The 16901-nt window shown below is 71.1% G+C and carries 14 protein-coding genes; 8 read left to right on the forward strand and 6 right to left on the reverse strand.

Annotation, left to right across the window (positions count from 1 at the left end; genetic code table 11):
* Window positions 1–68 precede the first annotated feature (68 nt).
* Complete coding sequence (groL, locus tag Actkin_RS02335) at window positions 69–1694, forward strand: chaperonin GroEL (RefSeq protein WP_189208634.1); 1626 nt, start codon at window positions 69–71, stop codon at window positions 1692–1694.
* 122 nt (window positions 1695–1816) lie between these two features.
* Window positions 1817–2617, forward strand: coding sequence for a serine hydrolase domain-containing protein (locus Actkin_RS02340; RefSeq protein WP_258905694.1), 801 nt, complete (start codon window positions 1817–1819; stop codon window positions 2615–2617).
* Here Actkin_RS02340 and Actkin_RS02345 read toward each other — a convergent pair.
* Window positions 2600–4258 carry a DNA repair helicase XPB gene (locus Actkin_RS02345; protein WP_189208632.1) on the reverse strand — a complete coding sequence of 553 codons (1659 nt, stop codon included), beginning with the start codon at window positions 4256–4258 and terminating at the stop codon, window positions 2600–2602. The two genes, Actkin_RS02340 and Actkin_RS02345, sit on opposite strands and share 18 nt — an antisense overlap.
* A 64-nt stretch (window positions 4259–4322) precedes the next feature.
* Here Actkin_RS02345 and Actkin_RS02350 point away from each other — a divergent pair, with 64 nt between their 5' ends.
* Complete coding sequence (locus tag Actkin_RS02350; protein ID WP_258905695.1) at window positions 4323–4841, forward strand: LppU/SCO3897 family protein; 519 nt, start codon at window positions 4323–4325, stop codon at window positions 4839–4841.
* Between the two features lie 86 nt (window positions 4842–4927).
* On the forward strand, window positions 4928–5743 hold the full coding sequence (locus Actkin_RS02355) for an LppU/SCO3897 family protein (RefSeq protein ID WP_258905696.1): 816 nt from the start codon (window positions 4928–4930) through the stop codon (window positions 5741–5743).
* A gap of 36 nt (window positions 5744–5779) precedes the next feature.
* Here the strand turns inward: Actkin_RS02355 and Actkin_RS02360 are convergent, their stop codons facing one another.
* From Actkin_RS02360 to Actkin_RS02375, 4 genes are read right to left on the reverse strand one after another with little or no spacing between them, the layout of a single operon-like run.
* Window positions 5780–6556 (reverse strand): ABC transporter ATP-binding protein, encoded by a 777-nt coding sequence (locus Actkin_RS02360; RefSeq protein ID WP_189208629.1) that lies wholly within the window; start codon window positions 6554–6556, stop codon window positions 5780–5782.
* Between the two features lies 1 nt (window position 6557).
* Window positions 6558–7340: an ABC transporter permease gene (locus Actkin_RS02365; protein ID WP_229786498.1), complete on the reverse strand. Its 783-nt coding sequence runs from the start codon at window positions 7338–7340 to the stop codon at window positions 6558–6560.
* Window positions 7337–8104 carry an ABC transporter permease gene (locus Actkin_RS02370; protein ID WP_373292348.1) on the reverse strand — a complete coding sequence of 256 codons (768 nt, stop codon included), beginning with the start codon at window positions 8102–8104 and terminating at the stop codon, window positions 7337–7339. Before Actkin_RS02370 ends, Actkin_RS02365 begins: the two co-directional genes overlap by 4 nt.
* Window positions 8105–8159: 55 nt before the next feature.
* Window positions 8160–9188 (reverse strand): ABC transporter substrate-binding protein, encoded by a 1029-nt coding sequence (locus Actkin_RS02375; RefSeq protein WP_189208628.1) that lies wholly within the window; start codon window positions 9186–9188, stop codon window positions 8160–8162.
* Between the two features lie 616 nt (window positions 9189–9804).
* Between Actkin_RS02375 and Actkin_RS02380 the strand changes: the two genes are divergently transcribed.
* The 4 genes from Actkin_RS02380 to Actkin_RS02395 are packed head-to-tail and all read left to right on the forward strand — an operon-like array spanning window position 9805 to window position 14497.
* Window positions 9805–12798 carry a sensor histidine kinase gene (locus Actkin_RS02380; protein ID WP_229786496.1) on the forward strand — a complete coding sequence of 998 codons (2994 nt, stop codon included), beginning with the start codon at window positions 9805–9807 and terminating at the stop codon, window positions 12796–12798.
* Window positions 12795–13217 (forward strand): roadblock/LC7 domain-containing protein, encoded by a 423-nt coding sequence (locus Actkin_RS02385; RefSeq protein WP_189208627.1) that lies wholly within the window; start codon window positions 12795–12797, stop codon window positions 13215–13217. The genes Actkin_RS02380 and Actkin_RS02385 overlap by 4 nt, the downstream gene beginning before the upstream one ends.
* Window positions 13218–13227: 10 nt before the next feature.
* A complete protein-coding gene (locus Actkin_RS02390) occupies window positions 13228–13911 on the forward strand; it encodes a DUF742 domain-containing protein (protein WP_189208626.1) in 684 nt (227 codons plus the stop codon).
* Window positions 13892–14497 (forward strand): GTP-binding protein, encoded by a 606-nt coding sequence (locus Actkin_RS02395; protein ID WP_189208625.1) that lies wholly within the window; start codon window positions 13892–13894, stop codon window positions 14495–14497. The genes Actkin_RS02390 and Actkin_RS02395 overlap by 20 nt, the downstream gene beginning before the upstream one ends.
* 48 nt (window positions 14498–14545) lie before the next feature.
* Here the strand turns inward: Actkin_RS02395 and Actkin_RS02400 are convergent, their stop codons facing one another.
* Window positions 14546–16564 (reverse strand): hypothetical protein, encoded by a 2019-nt coding sequence (locus tag Actkin_RS02400; RefSeq protein ID WP_258905697.1) that lies wholly within the window; start codon window positions 16562–16564, stop codon window positions 14546–14548.
* Window positions 16565–16901 lie beyond the last annotated feature (337 nt).

Consider the following 16901-nt stretch of genomic DNA (forward strand, 5'->3'; position numbering starts at 1 on the left):
GCCTGTCGTCCGTCGCGGGCACCGAGCCTGGCCACTCGTGTTTCCACCCGACGGAGGACTACACCGCAATGGCCAAGTTGATCGCGTTTGACGAGGAAGCGCGCCGCGGCCTCGAGCGCGGCCTGAACACCCTCGCCGACGCCGTCAAGGTGACGCTCGGCCCCCGTGGCCGCAACGTCGTGCTCGAGAAGAAGTGGGGCGCGCCGACCATCACCAACGATGGCGTGTCGATCGCCAAGGAGATCGAGCTCGAGGACCCGTGGGAGAAGATCGGGGCCGAGCTCGTCAAAGAGGTCGCCAAGAAGACCGACGACGTCGCCGGTGACGGCACCACCACCGCAACGGTGCTGGCCCAGGCGCTGGTCCGCGAGGGCCTGCGCAACGTGGCCGCCGGTGCGGACCCGCTGTCGCTGAAGCGCGGCATCGAGCAGGCCGTCGAGGCCGTGATCGAGCAGCTGCACAAGAGCGCCTCCGAGGTCGAGACCAAGGAGCAGATCGCCGCCACCGCGTCGATCTCCGCTGGCGACACCACGATCGGCGAGCTGATCGCCGAGGCGCTGGACAAGGTCGGCAAGGAAGGCGTCATCACCGTCGAGGAGAGCAACGCGCTCGGCATGGAGCTTGAGCTCACCGAGGGCATGCGCTTCGACAAGGGCTACATCTCCGGTTACTTCGTGACCGACCCCGAGCGCCAGGAAGCGGTCCTGGAGGACCCGTACATCCTGCTGTTCGGCTCCAAGATCTCGTCGGTCAAGGACCTGCTCCCGCTGCTGGAGAAGGTCATGCAGGCCGGTAAGCCGCTGCTGATCATCGCCGAGGACGTCGAGGGCGAGGCCCTGGCGACCCTGGTGGTCAACAAGATCCGCGGCACCTTCAAGTCGGTCGCCGTCAAGGCGCCCGGCTTCGGCGACCGCCGCAAGGCGATGCTGCAGGACATGGCCATCCTGACCGGCGGCCAGGTCATCAGCGAGGACGTGGGCCTCAAGCTCGACAACGCCGACATCTCGCTGCTGGGCCGCGCCCGCAAGGTCGTGGTGACCAAGGACGAGACCACGATCGTCGAGGGCTCCGGCGACGCCGAGCAGATCGAGGGCCGGGTCAACCAGATCCGCGCCGAGATCGACAAGTCGGACTCCGACTACGACCGCGAGAAGCTGCAGGAGCGCCTGGCCAAGCTGGCCGGTGGCGTGGCGGTCATCAAGGCCGGTGCGGCGACCGAGGTCGAGCTCAAGGAGCGCAAGCACCGCATCGAGGACGCGGTGCGCAACGCCAAGGCCGCCGTCGAGGAGGGCATCGTCGCCGGTGGTGGCGTCGCCCTGCTGCAGGCGTCCAAGACCGCGTTCGAGGGCCTCAAGCTGACCGGTGACGAGGCCACCGGCGCCAACATCGTCAAGGTCGCCGTCGAGGCCCCGCTCAAGCAGATCGCCGTCAACAGCGGTCTCGAGGGCGGCGTCGTCGTGGAGAAGGTCAAGAACCTCCCCGCAGGCCACGGCCTCAACGCCGCCACCGGCGAGTACGAGGACCTGGTCAAGGCGGGCGTCCTCGACCCGACCAAGGTGACCCGCTCGGCGCTGCAGAACGCCGCCTCCATCGCGGCGCTGTTCCTCACCACCGAGGCCGTCGTCGCCGACAAGCCGGAGAAGGCCTCCGCCGCCCCCGGCGGCGGCGACCCGACCGGCGGCATGGACTTCTGATCCACGCCTCCAGCACCACGGCGAAGGCCCGGTCCACTCGGACCGGGCCTTCGCCCTTTCCGGGTCAGCGGCTTCGCGGTGGGCAGTCCGCGGGCCCGCGGCGGGCGACCTAGGCTGGCCGCATGGACAGCCTGCGTCTTCTCAGTGAGTGGCCGGTCGACAACGTGGCCGCGGCGGTCGTGGGCGCCGACGGGGCCGTGCTGGGGACCTACGGGGACACGGGCCGGGTGTTCAAGCTCGCCTCCGTCACCAAGCCGCTGACGGCGTACGGGGTCCTGCTGGCCGTCGAGGAGGGCGCGGTCGAGTGGGACGAGCCCGCCGGGCCCGCGACCGTGCGGCACCTCGTCGCGCACACCTCCGGGCTGGCGTTCGACTCCGATGCCGTGCAGGCCCGGCCCGGCACCCGCCGCATCTACTCCAACACCGGCTTCGCCGTGCTCGCCGAGCACATCACGAAGGCGACCGGGATCGCCTTCGCCGACTACCTCGCCGAAGGCGTCTTCGCCCCGCTCGGCATGGCGGACACGCGGCTGGAGGGCAGCGCGGGCGCCGGGGCCGTCTCCACCGTCGACGACCTCGCCCGGTTCGTCGCCGAGTTGCAGAACCCCACCCTGACCGGCACCCTCGCCGAGGCCACCTCCGTGGCCTTCCCGGGGCTCAACGGCGTCCTGCCCGGCTACGGCATGCAGAAGCCCAACGACTGGGGCCTCGGCTTCGAGATCCGCTCCGCCAAGTCACCGCACTGGACCGGCACGACCAGCTCGCCTCGCACCTACGGCCACTTCGGACAGTCCGGCACGTTCCTGTGGGTCGACCCGGACGCCGGGGCCGCGTGCGTCGTGCTCACCGACCGGCCGTTCGGGGAGTGGGCGGTCCAGGCGTGGACGCCGTTCACCGACGCCGTGCTAGCCGATCTCCGGTAGCGGGCCCAGCAGGTCGTCGGCGTCGCAGATGCGGTAGGCGTAGCCCTGCTCGGCCAGGAAGCGCTGGCGGTGGGCGGCGTAGTCGGTGTCGAGGGTGTCGCGGGACACCACCGAGTAGAAGTGCGCCTGCCTGCCGTCGCCCTTCGGGCGCAGCAGGCGGCCCAGCCGCTGGGCCTCCTCCTGCCGCGAGCCGAACGTCCCGGACACCTGGATCGCCACCGACGCCTCCGGCAGGTCGATGGAGAAGTTGGCAACCTTGGACACCACGAGCCGGGGCAGCTCCCCGGACCGGAACGCGTCGAACAGCTGCTCGCGCTCGGCGTTGCGGGTCGAGCCCTGGATCACCGGGCAGTCCAGCGCCGCGCCCAGCTCCTCCAGCTGCTCGAGGTAGGCGCCGATGACCAGCGTCGGCTCGCCGGGATGACGGTCCAGGATGGACCGGACCACGGGGATCTTGGTCCGGGCCGTGGCGCACAGCTTGTAGCGCTCCTCCGGCTCGGCCGTGGCGTACTCCAGCCGCTCGCGGTCGGTCAGCGTGACGCGGACCTCGGTGCACTCCGCTGGCGCGATCCAGCCCTGGTTCTCGATGTCGCGCCACGGCACGTCGTAGCGCTTGGGGCCGATGAGGGAGAACACGTCGCCCTCGCGGCCGTCCTCGCGCACCAGCGTGGCCGTCAGACCGAGGCGGCGCCGGGACTGCAGATCGGCGGTCATCCGGAACACGGGCGCGGGCAGCAGGTGCACCTCGTCGTAGACCACCAGGCCCCAGTCGCGGGAGTCGAACAGCTCCAGGTGCTTGTACTCGCCCTTCGACTTGCGGGTGATGACCTGGTACGTGGCGATAGTGACCGGCCGGATCTCCTTGCGCTCGCCGGAGTACTCGCCGATCTCCTCCTCGGTCAGCGACGTGCGCGCGATCAGCTCGCGCTTCCACTGCCTACCCGCCACCGTGTTGGTCACCAGGATCAGCGTCGTGGCCTTCGCGTGCGCCATCGCGGCCGCGCCGACCAGGGTCTTGCCCGCGCCGCAGGGCAGCACGACCACGCCGGAGCCGCCGTCCCAGAACGCCGCCGCCGCCTGCCGCTGGTAGTCGCGCAGTGACCAGCCGTCCTCGCGCAGGTCGATGGGGTGCGCCTCGCCGTCGACGTAGCCCGCGAGGTCCTCGGCGGGCCAGCCGACCTTGAGCAGCACCTGCTTGAGGCGGCCGCGCTCGCTCGGGTGCACGACGACGGTGTCGGGGTCGATGCGCGCGCCCAGCATCGGGGCGATCTTCTTGTGCCGCAGCACCTCCTCCAGCACCGCCCGGTCCGTGGTGGACATCACCAGGCCGTGCGCGGGGTGGTTGTGCAGCGTGAGGCGCCCGAACCGGGCCATGGTGTCGACGATGTCGATCAGCAGCGGCTGCGGCACGGGGTAGCGCGAGTGCGTCGTCAGCGCGTGCACGACCTGCTCGGCGTCGTGCCCGGCGGCGCGCGCGTTCCACAGCGCCAGCGGCGTCACGCGGTAGGTGTGCACGTGCTCGGGCGCGCGCTCCAGCTCGGCGAACGGCGCGATGGCCGTCCGCGCGTCATCGGACAGCGGGTGGTCGACCTCCAGCAGGAGCGTCTTGTCCGACTGCACGATCAGCGGTCCGTCGGTCACGTTCTCCAGTGTCGCAGAGTCCGGTACCGTGCGGCCTCGTCCGTACCACGAGCGCGGAGGCGACATGACGGAGCAGGAGCCGAAAGCCCAGGCCAGGAAGGTGCTGGGGCTGCCGCTGGTGGCCGTCGCGGTGATCGCCGCCGTCGTGCTGGCCGCGGCCGGGGTCGGGGTCTACCTCGCGCTCAGGCCGGGCGCGACCAGCGCCTCGGGCGCCTGCATGGCCGTCACCGGCCCCGACGACACGGCCAAGGCCGAGACGGTCGACTGCGCCGCGCCCAACGCCACCTTCAAGCTGGCCTCCACCCGCTCGCTCGACGAGGTGGGCTGCCCCGAGGGCGCCTACCGCGAGGTGCGCACCGGCACCGAGCTGCTGTGCCTGATGCCCAATTTCGTCGCGGACACCTGCTACGACCCCGACGACGCCAACAGCGCGTTCGTCGTCGCCGACTGCTCGTCGGAGAACGCCATCCGCATCTCCGAGGTGATCGAGGGCACAACCGACCCCTCGGGCTGCCCGGACGGCAGTGGCCTGGGCTATCCGGAGCCGCCGGTCGTCTTCTGCATCGAGACGCCGGGGGCCTGACGCCCGGAATGTCCAAACGCAACCCGCTGTCGGGCCGCTCGGGTTAGATTGCACCGCCAAACCCGGGAATCCCTCAGAAGGTGCCTATGTCCAGCCCCCAGCCGCCCTACGGGCAGCAGCCGCCTCCCGGCGGACCCCACCAGCAGGGCCAGCCCTACCCGCAGCAGGGCCAGCCCTTCCCGCCCCAGGGCCAGCCGTACCCGCCCCAGGGACAGCAGTACCCGCCGCAGGGGCAGCAGTACCCGCAGCAGGGCCAGCCGTACCCGCAGGACCAGGGCTTCCCGCAGACGCCCCCGCAGGGCCAGCCCTACGGCCAGACGCCGCCGCCCGGGCAGCCCTACGGGCAGCAACAGTTCCCGGCGGCCCCGCCGGAGGGCGCGGCGCCCCCGCCGCGCAAGTCCAACTCCAAGCTCATCCGCGCCATCGTGGTGATCGTCGGCATCCTCGTGGTCGGCGGCGTCGGCGTCTACTTCTTCACCAAGTCCCCGGCCAGCGCGAACGTCGGCGACTGCATCAAGGTCAAGAAGGCCAGCTCGACCGACGCCGACGTCGAGAAGATCGGCTGCGACAGCCCGGACGCGGTGTTCAAGGTCGGCAAGAAGCTCGACAGCGACACCGCCAGCTGCCCCGACGGCGACTACACCCAGTACTCGCAGTCCGGCCGCGGCTCGGACTTCTCCCTGTGCCTGACGGTCAACGCCACCAAGGGCGAGTGCCTGACCGGCCTCGACAGCCCGGAGAAGACCAAGAAGGTCGCCTGCGGCGGCTCCGACGTCGAACTGGAGATCGTCGAGGTGCTCGACGGCAAGACCGACGTCGAGGAGTGCGCCTCGGTCGAGGGCGCGGTCAACGGCCTGAGCTACACCGAGCCACCCAGCGTCGTCTGCGTGAAGCTGCCGTGACGGCGGAAGGGCCCGGGGTCGCCCCCGGGCCCTTCCTCACGCCTCGACCGGCTCCCTGGCCTGCAGCAGCCCGGCCACCCTGGCCCGCAGGTCGACGAACTCCTCCGACGCCCGCGTGGCGATCTGCTCGCGCTCGGCGCCCAGCGGGACGTCCAGCGCGGCCACCGCGGTCGCGGGCGACTTCGACAGCACCAGCACCCGGTCGCCCAGGTAGACGCTCTCGTCGATGTCGTGGGTGACCAGCATGACGGTGGTCTCCTGCTCGCGCCGGACCCGCAGCAGCAGGTCCTCGAGCTCGAAGCGGGTCTGCGCGTCCACCGAGGCGAACGGCTCGTCCATCAGCAGCAGCGCGGGCCGGTAGGCCAGCGCGCGGGCGATGGCGACCCGCTGCTGCATGCCGCCGGAGAGCTGCCACGGGTGCTTGCGCGCCGCCGCGGACAGCCCGACGGCCGCCAGCGCCTCCTCGGCCCGCTCGTGCCGCTCGGCGCGCGGCAGGTCCCGCAGCGGGAACTCCACGTTGCGCTGCACGGACAGCCACGGGAACAGCGAGCGGCTGTAGTCCTGGAACACCACGGCCAGGTCGGCGGGCACGCCCTCGACCGGCGTCCCGTGCAGGCTCACCGTGCCCTCGCTGGGCCGGATGAGCCCGGAGATGGCGCGCAGCAGGGTCGACTTCCCGCAGCCGGACGGGCCGACCACGCACAGCAGCTCGCCGTTCTCCACGGTGAACGACAACCCGGAAATCGCGGTGTGCGCCCCGTCCTTGGCCTCGTATGTGTGGCCGAGGCCGGTGACCTCGAGCATGGGGCTCACATCATCCTCCAGTCGCCAGCGTCTGGGCTTCGAGGGAGTGCCGCGGCTGCCAGGCCAGCGCACGGCGCTCGGCGGCCAGCAGCAGCGAGTTGAACAGGTAGCCGAGCACGCCGAGGGTGACGATCCACGCCCACATGACCGGCAGGTCGTAGAACTGCTGGGCCTGCACGAGCAGGTACCCGATGCCGTTGACCGAGCCGACCAGCTCGGACACGACCATGACGACCACCGCGATGGACAGGCTCACCCGCAGCCCGGCGAACACCTTGGGCAGCGCCGCGGGCAGCACCACCCCGAGCGTCCACTGCGCGGGGGAGAGCCGGAACACCCGCGCGGTGTCCACTTTGGTCGCGTCGACGCCGCTCGCGCCGTCGACGGTGTTGAGCAGCACCGGCCACAGCGCCCCGAAGACGATCGTGGGCAGCTGCATGTCGGTCACCCCGACCGCCGCCACGAAGAACGGCACCAGCAGCGGCGGCGGGATCGAGCGCATGAACGCGAACAGCGGTCCCAGGTAGGCGATCGCGCGCGCCGAGCGGCCGAGCAGGATGCCCAGCGCGACGCCCAGGACCGCGGCCAGCGCCCAGCCCAGCAGCATCCGCCCGACGCCGGGGACCATGTGGTCGAAGAACGTCGCGGAGAACCACTGGTCCACCATGATCGGCGCGATCGTCGACGGCGGCGGGAAGAACGGGCTGCCCGCCAGCCGGGTGAGCAGCTCCCACGCCGCGACGGCGACCAGGAAGACCGCCCAGTGCTGGGTGAACCGGGTCAGCAGGTTCACTGGTCGACCCCCTTGGGCGTGCTCCACGAGAACAGCCGCCGGTGCAGCCGCTCCAGGCCTGCGTTCGCCGCGTAGCCGATCAGCCCGGCCAGCACGGTGCCCGCCAGCACCTCGTCCATGTAGGACCCGGAGCTGTTGGCCACCATGATGTAGCGGCCGATGCCCGGGGTGCCGCCGCTGAGCAGCTCGGTGCTGACCACCACGGCCAGCGCCATCGCCGCGGACAGCCGGACGCCGGTGAGCACGAACGGCGCCGCGCTGGGCAGCGCCACCCGGGTCAGCACGCCGACCCGGCTGGTGCCGAACGCGCGCGCTGTGTCCACATGCAGCGGGTCCAGCTCGTCGAGGGCGTAGATGGTGTTGAACAGGATCGGCCACACCGCCGCGTAGACGGCGAGGGTGATCTTGGTTTCCGGCCCGGTGCCGAAGGTCATCATGGCCAGCGGGATCAGCGCGACCGACGGGATCGGCCGCAGGAACTCCACCAGCGTCATGGCGGCCCGCCGCACGGCGGGGACGCTGCCCAGGACCAGCCCGGCGGGCACGGCGACGGCGACGGCGATCGCCAGCGCGATCACCGCGGCCAGCACGGTGGCGATCACCGCGCGCAGGAACTCGATGTCGCCCAGCATGGAGACCATGGTGGGCAGGACGATGCTTGGGGGGACGAGATAATTGCTCGGGACCACCTCGGACCTGCTCGCCGCCTCCCAGACGGCGAACAGCCCGACCATCCCGACCAGGCCCGAGGGCACTCGGCGGATACGCCTCACAACGCGCGGCCCCGGGGCGCGACGGCCCCGGGGCCCACCTCCTGACTCAGCCGCTCGCCGGGGAGCTGATGATCATCGGGGCCACCTCGAGCTTGCCCTTGATCGCCCCGAACTGCTCCAGCAGGTTGGCCACCCGCTGCAGGCGGTTGGCCTCGAGCGTGGTCGAGTAGGTCGCGATCGTCACCAGCCGCGCGGTGGGCTCGTCGATCTTGGCGTACTTGACGAACATCGGCTCCATCTTGGACCGGTCGGTCGCCTCGGCCTGCGCCCTGGCCAGCGCGCGCTGGAACGCGGCGATGGTGTTCGGGCTGGTGGTGGCGAACTTGCCCGGGCCAGCGACGGCGATGTAGCCGGACATCGGCAACTCGGCCGTCGGGCCGGAGGCCGCGTCGAGCACCGGGACCGCGCCCGCCTCCTTCATCGCCTTGGTCACCCAGGGCTCCACGACCACGGCGGCGTCGACGGAGCCGTCCAGCATCGCGGGCAGCATCTGCGGCAGGCCCATCGAGATCCACTCGATCTCGGAGTAGTCGATGCCCTGCACGTTCATGACGGCCATCGGGGCCAGGTCGGTGAAGGTGTTCTGGGCGGTGATGGCGACCTTCTTGCCCGGCAGGTCGGTGGCCTTCTTGACCTTGGAGTTCGGGGTCGCCACGACCATCAGGTGGTTGGGCTTGGCCGCGAGGCCGTCGGCGACGACCTTGAAGTCGGCGATCCGCTTGCTCTGCGCGGTGAAGGTGGCCGCGTAGGTGGAGAAGGTGATGTCGAGGGTGCCGCTCATGATGCCGTTGAGCGCCTCGTGGCCGCTCTTGACGACCTCGGCCGTGACCTCAAGGCCCTCGGCCTTGAAGTAGCCGTTGTCGATCGCGTAGTGCAGCGGCGCGACGTCGACGACGGGGATGGTGCCCACCTTGATCTGGGTCTTCTCCAGCCCGCCCGGGCCGGGGTTGGCGGTGCCGCCGTCGTCGTCCCCGCCCAGCAGGCCGCAGCCGGTGAGCGTCGCGGCGAGCGCCACGGCCAGGGCCGCGATCGGCAGGCGGGCGCGGGCGGTCCGCCTGGTAACGCTTCGGAGCATGAAGCTCTCCTCGTAGGAGGTTGGCAATTGTCGAGGTTGTGGGCCCCCCTGGCACCAGGTGGCACTCTAGAGACTTAGCACCGTTGTCACAATGAGTGCGCACCACTCTCCACCCGGTGAACTCTCTCACTGAATCAGGCGATGTCGTTGCCCCACTTGGCGCAATTACTCCCCGGGGCTGACCTGGGGTTTACCGAACGTCACCGATTCAGTGAACGGGCGTTCACAATGTGGCCATTCGGGGGAACCTTGACGTCGGAATACGGCTTTTGGATCACTGGCTGAAGATGTTGCCGACGCTAACTACCTGATACGGCGTGTGATGATGCCCTGGAAGGGTTACATCGTGGCGTAGACTTCGCTACCTTCTGTGCCCACAGCGTGGGTGCAGATCCATCTGTAGCGGTAGGAGCGGTCTTGATGCGCGGAGGCCACGTCGGTCCGAGGTCGGCCGGGGGCGTACTGCATCATGGAGCGTCGGGGGCGTCCGCATGGATTGACCGGTTAGAGCTGGACACCGAGTAACGGGCACGGCTCAGATGCAGGGAGTGCGCATGCAGTGCCCGACCACCCCGGTGGGGTCGACGCAGGCCAAGGGAAAGACGGTGGTGCTGCCGTGTCCGAGGTAGAGACGGGCGCGCCCGCGCCCCGGTTGCCTGCCCGCAAGTCCGTCGAGGGCGGATCGCGCTGGAAGCTGCGCAACTGGCGGCTGCGCACGAAGCTGATCGCGGTCCTCATGGTGCCGGTCGTGACCGTCATCGCGCTGGGCGTGCTGAGGGCCACCAGCGAGCTGGAGCGGGCCCAGACCTTCGACGACGCCCGCACCGCGGTGACCTCGACCCTCGACGTCGTCGCGCTCGTGCACGACCTGCAGTACGAGCGCACGCTCGTGGTCGACTACGTCGCCCGCGGCCGCACCGGCGACACCGGGCAGATGCAGGGTCAGATCCAGAAGACCAACGCCTCGCTGACCCGCCTCAACCAGGCGGCGGCCAACGTCTCCACCGAGCGCGGCGGCCTGCTGGTCGGGCTGCGCGACCGGCTGCTGGCCATCGAGGCCGTCCGCCTGGCCGCCATCGAGAGCGACTACCCCGACGTGGGCGTCTACCGCTCCTACACGACGCTGCTGGCGTCGGTGCTGGGCGCGGGCGCGGAGTTCACCTCCTCGCTGGTCCAGTCGGAGATCTCCCGCCTCGGCGCGGCCTCGCTGGCCATCGTCGAGGCCAAGGAGTTCCTCAGCCAGCAGAACGCCGCGCTGACCATCGCCGCGCAGCGCAACGCCTTCCCGCCCGGCTTCCTCGACCTGACCCGCGCCGCCGACGCCAGCTTCGCCGCGTCGATCAACAACTTCCGGGCCAACGCCGAGAACGCCGAGGCGCAGTTCTTCGCCGACACCTACACCGGCGCCGAGGTCGACGCCCGCGAGCGGATCAAGCTGACCGCGATCAGCCGCGCCGAGCGCGACCTCGGCCTGCAGATCGACCGCAAGGACCTCGCCGACTCCGCCCGCGCCGCCAGCGAGGCGCTGCGCAAGGTCGAGATCACCCTGCTGGAGAAGCTGGGCAACGCGGCCAGCACCGCGGCCGACGACGCCATGGCCAACGCCTGGCGCGACGCGATCATCGTGCTGCTGGCCATCCTGGCCGCGATGGTCGTCACCTTCGTGGTCGCCCGCTCGCTGCTGGTGCCGCTGCGCGTGCTGCGCCGCGACGCCCTCGACGTCGCCAACCGGCGCCTGCCGGAGACGGTCCAACGCATCCTCGCCGACCCCGACCCGGTCGAGGCGGCGAAGAACGCCGTCGAGCCGGTGCCGGTGTTCACCCGCGAGGAGACCGGCCAGCTGGCCCGCTCCTTCGACGCGGTGCACGACCAGGCGGTCCGGATGGCGACCGAGCAGGCGCTGCTGCGCGACAACATCAACTCGATCTTCGTCAACCTGTCCCGCCGGTCGCAGACCCTGGTCGAGCGCCAGCTGGCGCTGATCGACCGGCTGGAGCAGGACGAGCAGGACCCCGACCAGCTGGCCTCGCTGTTCGAGCTGGATCACCTGGCCACCCGCATGCGGCGCAACTCCGAGTCGCTGCTGGTGCTCTCCGGCTCCGGCCTGTCCCGCCAGCTCTCCCGCCCGGTGCCCGCCGCCGAGGTCGTCGGCGCCGCGGTGTCCGAGGTCGAGCAGTACGCCCGCATCGAGGTGCTCTCCGCCCCGGAGATCTCGGTGCAGGGCCGCGCGGTCTCCGACCTCGTGCACCTGATCGCCGAGCTGCTGGACAACGCCACGTCGTTCTCCGAGCCGGACAAGAAGGTCTACGTCCGGATGGCCGTCACCCGCAAGAAGGAGCTGGCGGTCCAGATCACCGACTCCGGCGTGGGCATGTCGGCCGACGAGATCGAGGCGGCCAACCTGCGCCTGGCCGACCCGCCGGACCTCGACGTCGCCGTGACCAGGCGCATGGGCCTCTACGTGGTCGCGCGGCTGGCTAAGCGGCACGACATCAAGGTCAGGCTGCGCGAGAACGAGGACATCGAGGGCGGCCTGATCGCCCGGATCACCGTGCCCGCCGCCCTGGTCCACGGCAACCCGAACGCCTCGGCGCCGACGATGGGCTCGCTGTCGCTGCCGTCGATGCCGTCGCAGACGTCCATGCCCTCGATGCCGTCGATGCCCTCCTCGGTGTCGTCCGCGTCGTCCGCGTCCTCGGTGGCCTCGCCCGCGACGCCGTCCGGCGGCTTCCCGCTGCCCCCGGCCGCCGACGAGACCGCCGCAAGGGCCAGCGGCATCGCGGGCGCCTTCACCGGCAGCACGCCGCGCGTGCGCACCGAGGGCGGCTTCCTCAGCGAGTCGCAGGTCGACCGCCCTGCCGACGAGGTCGCGGGCTTCCCGCCGTTCCAGGTGGGCGGCGGCGAGCCCGACGACACCGGCGGCTGGGGCCCGCCCGCCTCCCCCGAGGAGATCCGGGCCCGGCTCAACGGCCACCTGGTCGACACCGAGGGCGCGCACGCGCTCTTCGGCGCCCCGCTGGCGGGCGAGCCGGAGCCGCAGCCCGAGCCGCAGCGGCCCGAGTCCGGCGCCGCGCCGAGCAACGGCATCGCCACGGCGTTCATGAAGCCCGCCGAGCGCGTCCTCGACGCCCCGACCGAGCGGCTGCCGATCTACGAGGCCGTGCTGTCGCAGTGGTTCGAGGCGGGCGAGACCGGGTCCCAGGACAAGGTCGGCCAGGACGGCGCCGTGCAGGCCGAGGCCGAGCCCGCCGCCGAGCCCGCGCCGGAGGAGAACGGCTGGACCTCTCCCGGCGACGACGGCTGGCGGCGCGCCCGCGCGCTGCTGGACTCGCCGCCGGAGACCACCAGCACCAGCGCCGGGCTGCCCAAGCGGGTGCCCAAGCAGCACCTGGTGCCCGGCTCGGCGGCCCCGCGCGAGACCCCGGCGGCGGCCACCACGGCCGAGCAGCCGATCGCGCCCGCCCTGCCGCCACGCACGGCCGACGCGATCCGCGGCCGGATGTCCAGCTTCCAGCAGGGGGTGCGCCGGGGTCGACACGCCCTCATCGACGCCTACGCTGGTGACCAGAACGGTTCCGAGGAGAGCCGCCGAGACGAGGAGCAGGAGTGACCGCGTCCGCACAGCAGCCCGGCAGTTTCGGGTGGCTCATCACTGATTTCGTCCGCCAAGTGCCCGGCGTCGCCCACGCCGTCGTGGTGTCCGCCGACGGCCTGCTGCTGGCCAGCTCGCAGGGCCTGCCCCGCGACCGCGCCGAGCAGCTCTCCGCCGTCGCGTCCGGGCTGGTCAGCCTCACCCAGGGCGCCGCGCGCTGCTTCGAGGCCGGTGGCGTCAACCAGACCGTCGTGGAGATGGACCGCGGCTACCTGTTCCTGATGTCCATCTCCGACGGCTCGTGCCTGGCCGTGCTGGCCGCGCCGAACTGCGACATCGGCCTGGTCGCCTACGAGATGACGCTGCTGGTCGAGCGGGTCGGCCAGCAGATGACGCCGGAGCTGCGGGCGCAGCTCCAGGGCACCCAGCGCAGGTAAGGGGCGGGCGATGACGACGGGTCGTAGAGCCGCCGACAGGCGTGCCGAGGAGGACTACCCGTACCGGGACCTGTTCGACTCGGACACCGGACCGGACTACGACAGGCCCGAGTACGACCAGGCCGAGCGGAGGGCTGCGGACATGTCGGAACGCGGTTGGGAGGACTTGCCGGAGCACGGCGAGCCGCCGAACAGGTTCGACATCAACGGCTTCCAGGCCAGGCTCTTCGGCGGCCCCTCCGCGGGCCTCTACGGCGACTCGGGCATCCCGGCGCAGTCGGACTGGGACTCCAAGGAGATCCCGGCCGTCGAGCCGGACCCGGTCCCCGACCCGGCCGAACCCGCCCCGCACGAGACCGGCTCGCTGGTCCGCCCGTACACCAAGACCGGGGGCCGCACCCGCTCGGACTACGATCTGGCGATCGAGGCCCTGGTCTCCACCAGCGACCGCGGCCGCATGCCCGACCCCTCGGTGCGTGCGGAGCACCGCACCATCTGCGGGCTGTGCATGGACACCCGCTCGGTCGCCGAGGTGGCCGCCTACCTTCGGCTGCCGCTGGGGGTGGCCAGGGTGCTCATCGGCGACATGGCCGGGCTCGGGCTGGTCTCCATCCACCAGAGCGGCATGGTCGTCGGTGACCGGCCTTCGATCGAATTCATGGAAAGGGTGCTCAGTGGGCTCCGCAGGCTCTAGTCCCCTCAGCGCGCACGACGCGGCGCCGCAGCCCACCACCTCGGCCAAGATCGTGGTCGCTGGCGGGTTCGGTGTCGGCAAGACGACGTTGGTCGGCTCGGTCTCCGAGATCGTCCCGCTGACCACCGAGGCCGTCATGACCGAGGCCAGCGTGGACGTCGACGACCTGTCGTCGACCCCGAACAAGGTGACCACGACCGTCGCGATGGACTTCGGGCGCGTGTCCCTGGACTCGGATCTGATCCTGTACCTGTTCGGCACGCCCGGCCAGCACCGCTTCTGGTTCATGTGGGACGACCTGGTGCGCGGCGCGATCGGCGCGGTCGTGCTGGTCGACACCCGCAGGCTGGCCGACGCGTTCGCGTCCATCGACTTCTTCGAGGACCGCGGGCTGCCCTACATCATCGCGCTGAACTGCTTCGACCGCGTGCTGCACCACCGGATCGACGACGTCCGCGAGGCGCTGACGATCGATGTGGGCGTGCCGATCGTGACCACCGACGCGCGGGACCGCGAGTCGACCAAGGAGGTCCTGATCACCCTGGTCGAGCACGCGATGCAGCAGCGGATGTCGCGCGCGGGCTGAGCCTTCCGGGCAGGCCTGCCCCCGGTTGAGGGGGCAGGCCCGCTCCGCTCAGTCGGCCGACATCGCGCCGAAGCCGGCGAGTTCCGCCGCGCCGTCCTCGGAGCGCTCGCCGAGCCCGACGGCCACGCCCTCGGACAGGAACCCGACGCCCGGCGCGGGCTCGCCGGAGCCGTCGTCGGCGCCGTTGTGGACCATCTCGCAGGCGATGGCGACCTCGGGGGACAGCGAGCTGAAGCCCATGCCCTCCGGGATCAGGTCCAGCACCGCCACGTCCCCCTCCGCCTGCACGGCCTCGCCCGCGGCGTCGACCAGGGACTCGATGCCGGTCAGGGTGACGTCGAAGTCGACGAGGCGCAGGCCCTGGGCGCTCCACTGCTGCCACTTCTCCAGGAAGCTCGTCCAGTCGGAGTTGACCCACAGCCCGTAGCCGCCGGTCCCGGCGCGGAAGACGCCGGAGTAGCGGGGCTGGCCGTTGATCTCGGTGATGTCGAGGTCGACCAGCCGCAGGCCCTGGCCGCTCCACTCCTGCCACTTGGCGGCGAAGCTGGTCCAGTCGGCGTTGACCCAGAGGCCGTAGCCGCCCGAGCCCGCGCTGAAGACTCCGGAGTAGCGCACCTGGCCGTTGAACGTGGTGATCGTGAGGTCGTCCAGGCGCAGCCCTTGAGCGCTCCACTCCTGCCACTTGGCCACGAAGTTGTTCCACTCCGCGTTCACCCACAGCCCGTAGCCGCCGGTCCCGGCGCGGAACACCCCCGAGTAGCGGGGCTGGCCGTTGACGTCGGTGATGTCGAGGTCGACCAGCCGCAGCCCTTGGCCGCTCCACTCCTGCCATTTCGCCACGAAGCTGTTCCAGTCCGCCAGCGCCCACAGGCCGTAGCCGCCGGTTCCCGCGCTGAAGACGCCGGAGTAGCGCAGCTGCCCGCCCGGCTTGCTGATCTCCAGCTCGTCGAGCCGCAGGCCCGCGCCGCTCCACTCCTGCCACTTGGCGACGAAGTGGTTCCAGTCGGCGTTGACCCACAGCCCGTACCCGCCGCCGCCCGCGGTGAACACGCCCGAGTAGCGCTGGCCCTGCGGGAATCCCAGGTGGTACGGCGTGTGGTTGCAGACCTCCCACGAGTTGGACTTCATGATGCAGGGCACGGGATCGGTCGCGCAGTTGTCGCAGTTGGCGTTGGGCTTGCCGAAGAAGCCCCACGACCCGCCGCACGTGCAGCCGGAGGAGGCGTACTCGTCGGGCGCGCCGAAGACGTGCCCGGTCTCGTGCGCGAAGACGCGGTCGATGTTGTCCGGGCCCCATCCGTCGTTGGCGTAGGCCATGACCAGGCGCGGACCGCCGATGGACGCGTAGCCGAAGTGCTTGAGCGGGTACTTGGTGAAGAACGCGACGTAGGCCCAGTCGGTGCGCAGGCTGGTGCGCAGGGACTCGGCGTAGGCGGTCACGCCTGCCATGCCGGCGGGGAAGCCGAGCGCAGCCATCGCCGGATCGCGCCAGTGCGCTTCCTTCTGGTCGTCCGGCAGGCTCGCGTCGGCCTGCACGGTCAGGTTGACGGTGCGGATGCTGTGCACCCACGTGACACCGCCCGGGGAACTCTGCGCCCCCAACCAGCTCAGCCCGTTCTGCACCTCGGCGACGACCTTGGTCCGCTCGTCCGCGCTGAACCGCAACGCGTCCGTCGGCCCTTCCACGATCACCACCCCGACCGCGACCCGCCCGGTGAGCCGCGCGCTCAACGCCGCACCCGCCTCCGCCCGCGGCTCGTCGTCATCGAAGTGGTCGGGGGCGTCCCCATCGCCCCAGTCCACCCCGTCCAGCGGCCGATTCGCCTTCGCCGAGGCGAACTCCTCCGACTCCCGCAACGCGAACGCCGCCACCCCCAACGCCCCGGTCTCGTCCAGGTCAGCGGCGTCCCCCATCCCCTGCGGCACCACCACCCCGTCCGGCGCCGCGGCCACCACCACCCTCGGCCCGTACTCGTGCACCACCCCACCCGGCACCCCCGCCGGGTCCGCCGCTGCTTCCAAGCTCCGCACAAGCACCCGCTCGCGCATCCCGATGTCGCCAGCCACTCCGCACCTCCCGGTCGAAGGGACCCCTCCAGCGGAACCCACCGCCCCGCCACCCCCGACATTCGGCCCACAACGAGTCTCCAGAAGCCACAACCGAAATCGCTGCCCAAAGGTGCAAACCCCCGGACACACAACCCCACACAACGGCCACCCAGTCGACCGCTCTGCCCCCTTGCCCCCTCGTCCTGGCCGTCTTTAACCCTGGGATGGCGGTGTCAAGGGCAGGCGAAGCCTGTCGCGCAGCGACGCCGAAGGCGCCCTTTACTCCGCCATCCCAGGGTTAAAGACGGCCAGGACGAGGGGAGCACACCCCGAGAGCAACGCGACGCCCGATCGC

It is taken from the genome of Actinokineospora sp. UTMC 2448, assembly GCF_024760565.1.
In the GTDB taxonomy this organism is placed as follows: Bacteria; Actinomycetota; Actinomycetes; order Mycobacteriales; family Pseudonocardiaceae; genus Actinokineospora; species Actinokineospora fastidiosa.

Bases quoted from the DNA above. Each gene is read 5' to 3' on its own strand.
- Actkin_RS02355 (WP_258905696.1), top strand. From the start codon at position 4,928: ATGTCCAGCCCCCAGCCGCCCTACGGGCAGCAGCCGCCTCCCGGCGGA.
- Actkin_RS02340 (WP_258905694.1), top strand. From the start codon at position 1,817: ATGGACAGCCTGCGTCTTCTCAGTGAGTGGCCGGTCGACAACGTGGCC.
- Actkin_RS02375 (WP_189208628.1), bottom strand. From the start codon at position 9,188: ATGCTCCGAAGCGTTACCAGGCGGACCGCCCGCGCCCGCCTGCCGATC.
- groL (WP_189208634.1), top strand. From the start codon at position 69: ATGGCCAAGTTGATCGCGTTTGACGAGGAAGCGCGCCGCGGCCTCGAG.
- Actkin_RS02390 (WP_189208626.1), top strand. From the start codon at position 13,228: ATGACGACGGGTCGTAGAGCCGCCGACAGGCGTGCCGAGGAGGACTAC.
- Actkin_RS02350 (WP_258905695.1), top strand. From the start codon at position 4,323: ATGACGGAGCAGGAGCCGAAAGCCCAGGCCAGGAAGGTGCTGGGGCTG.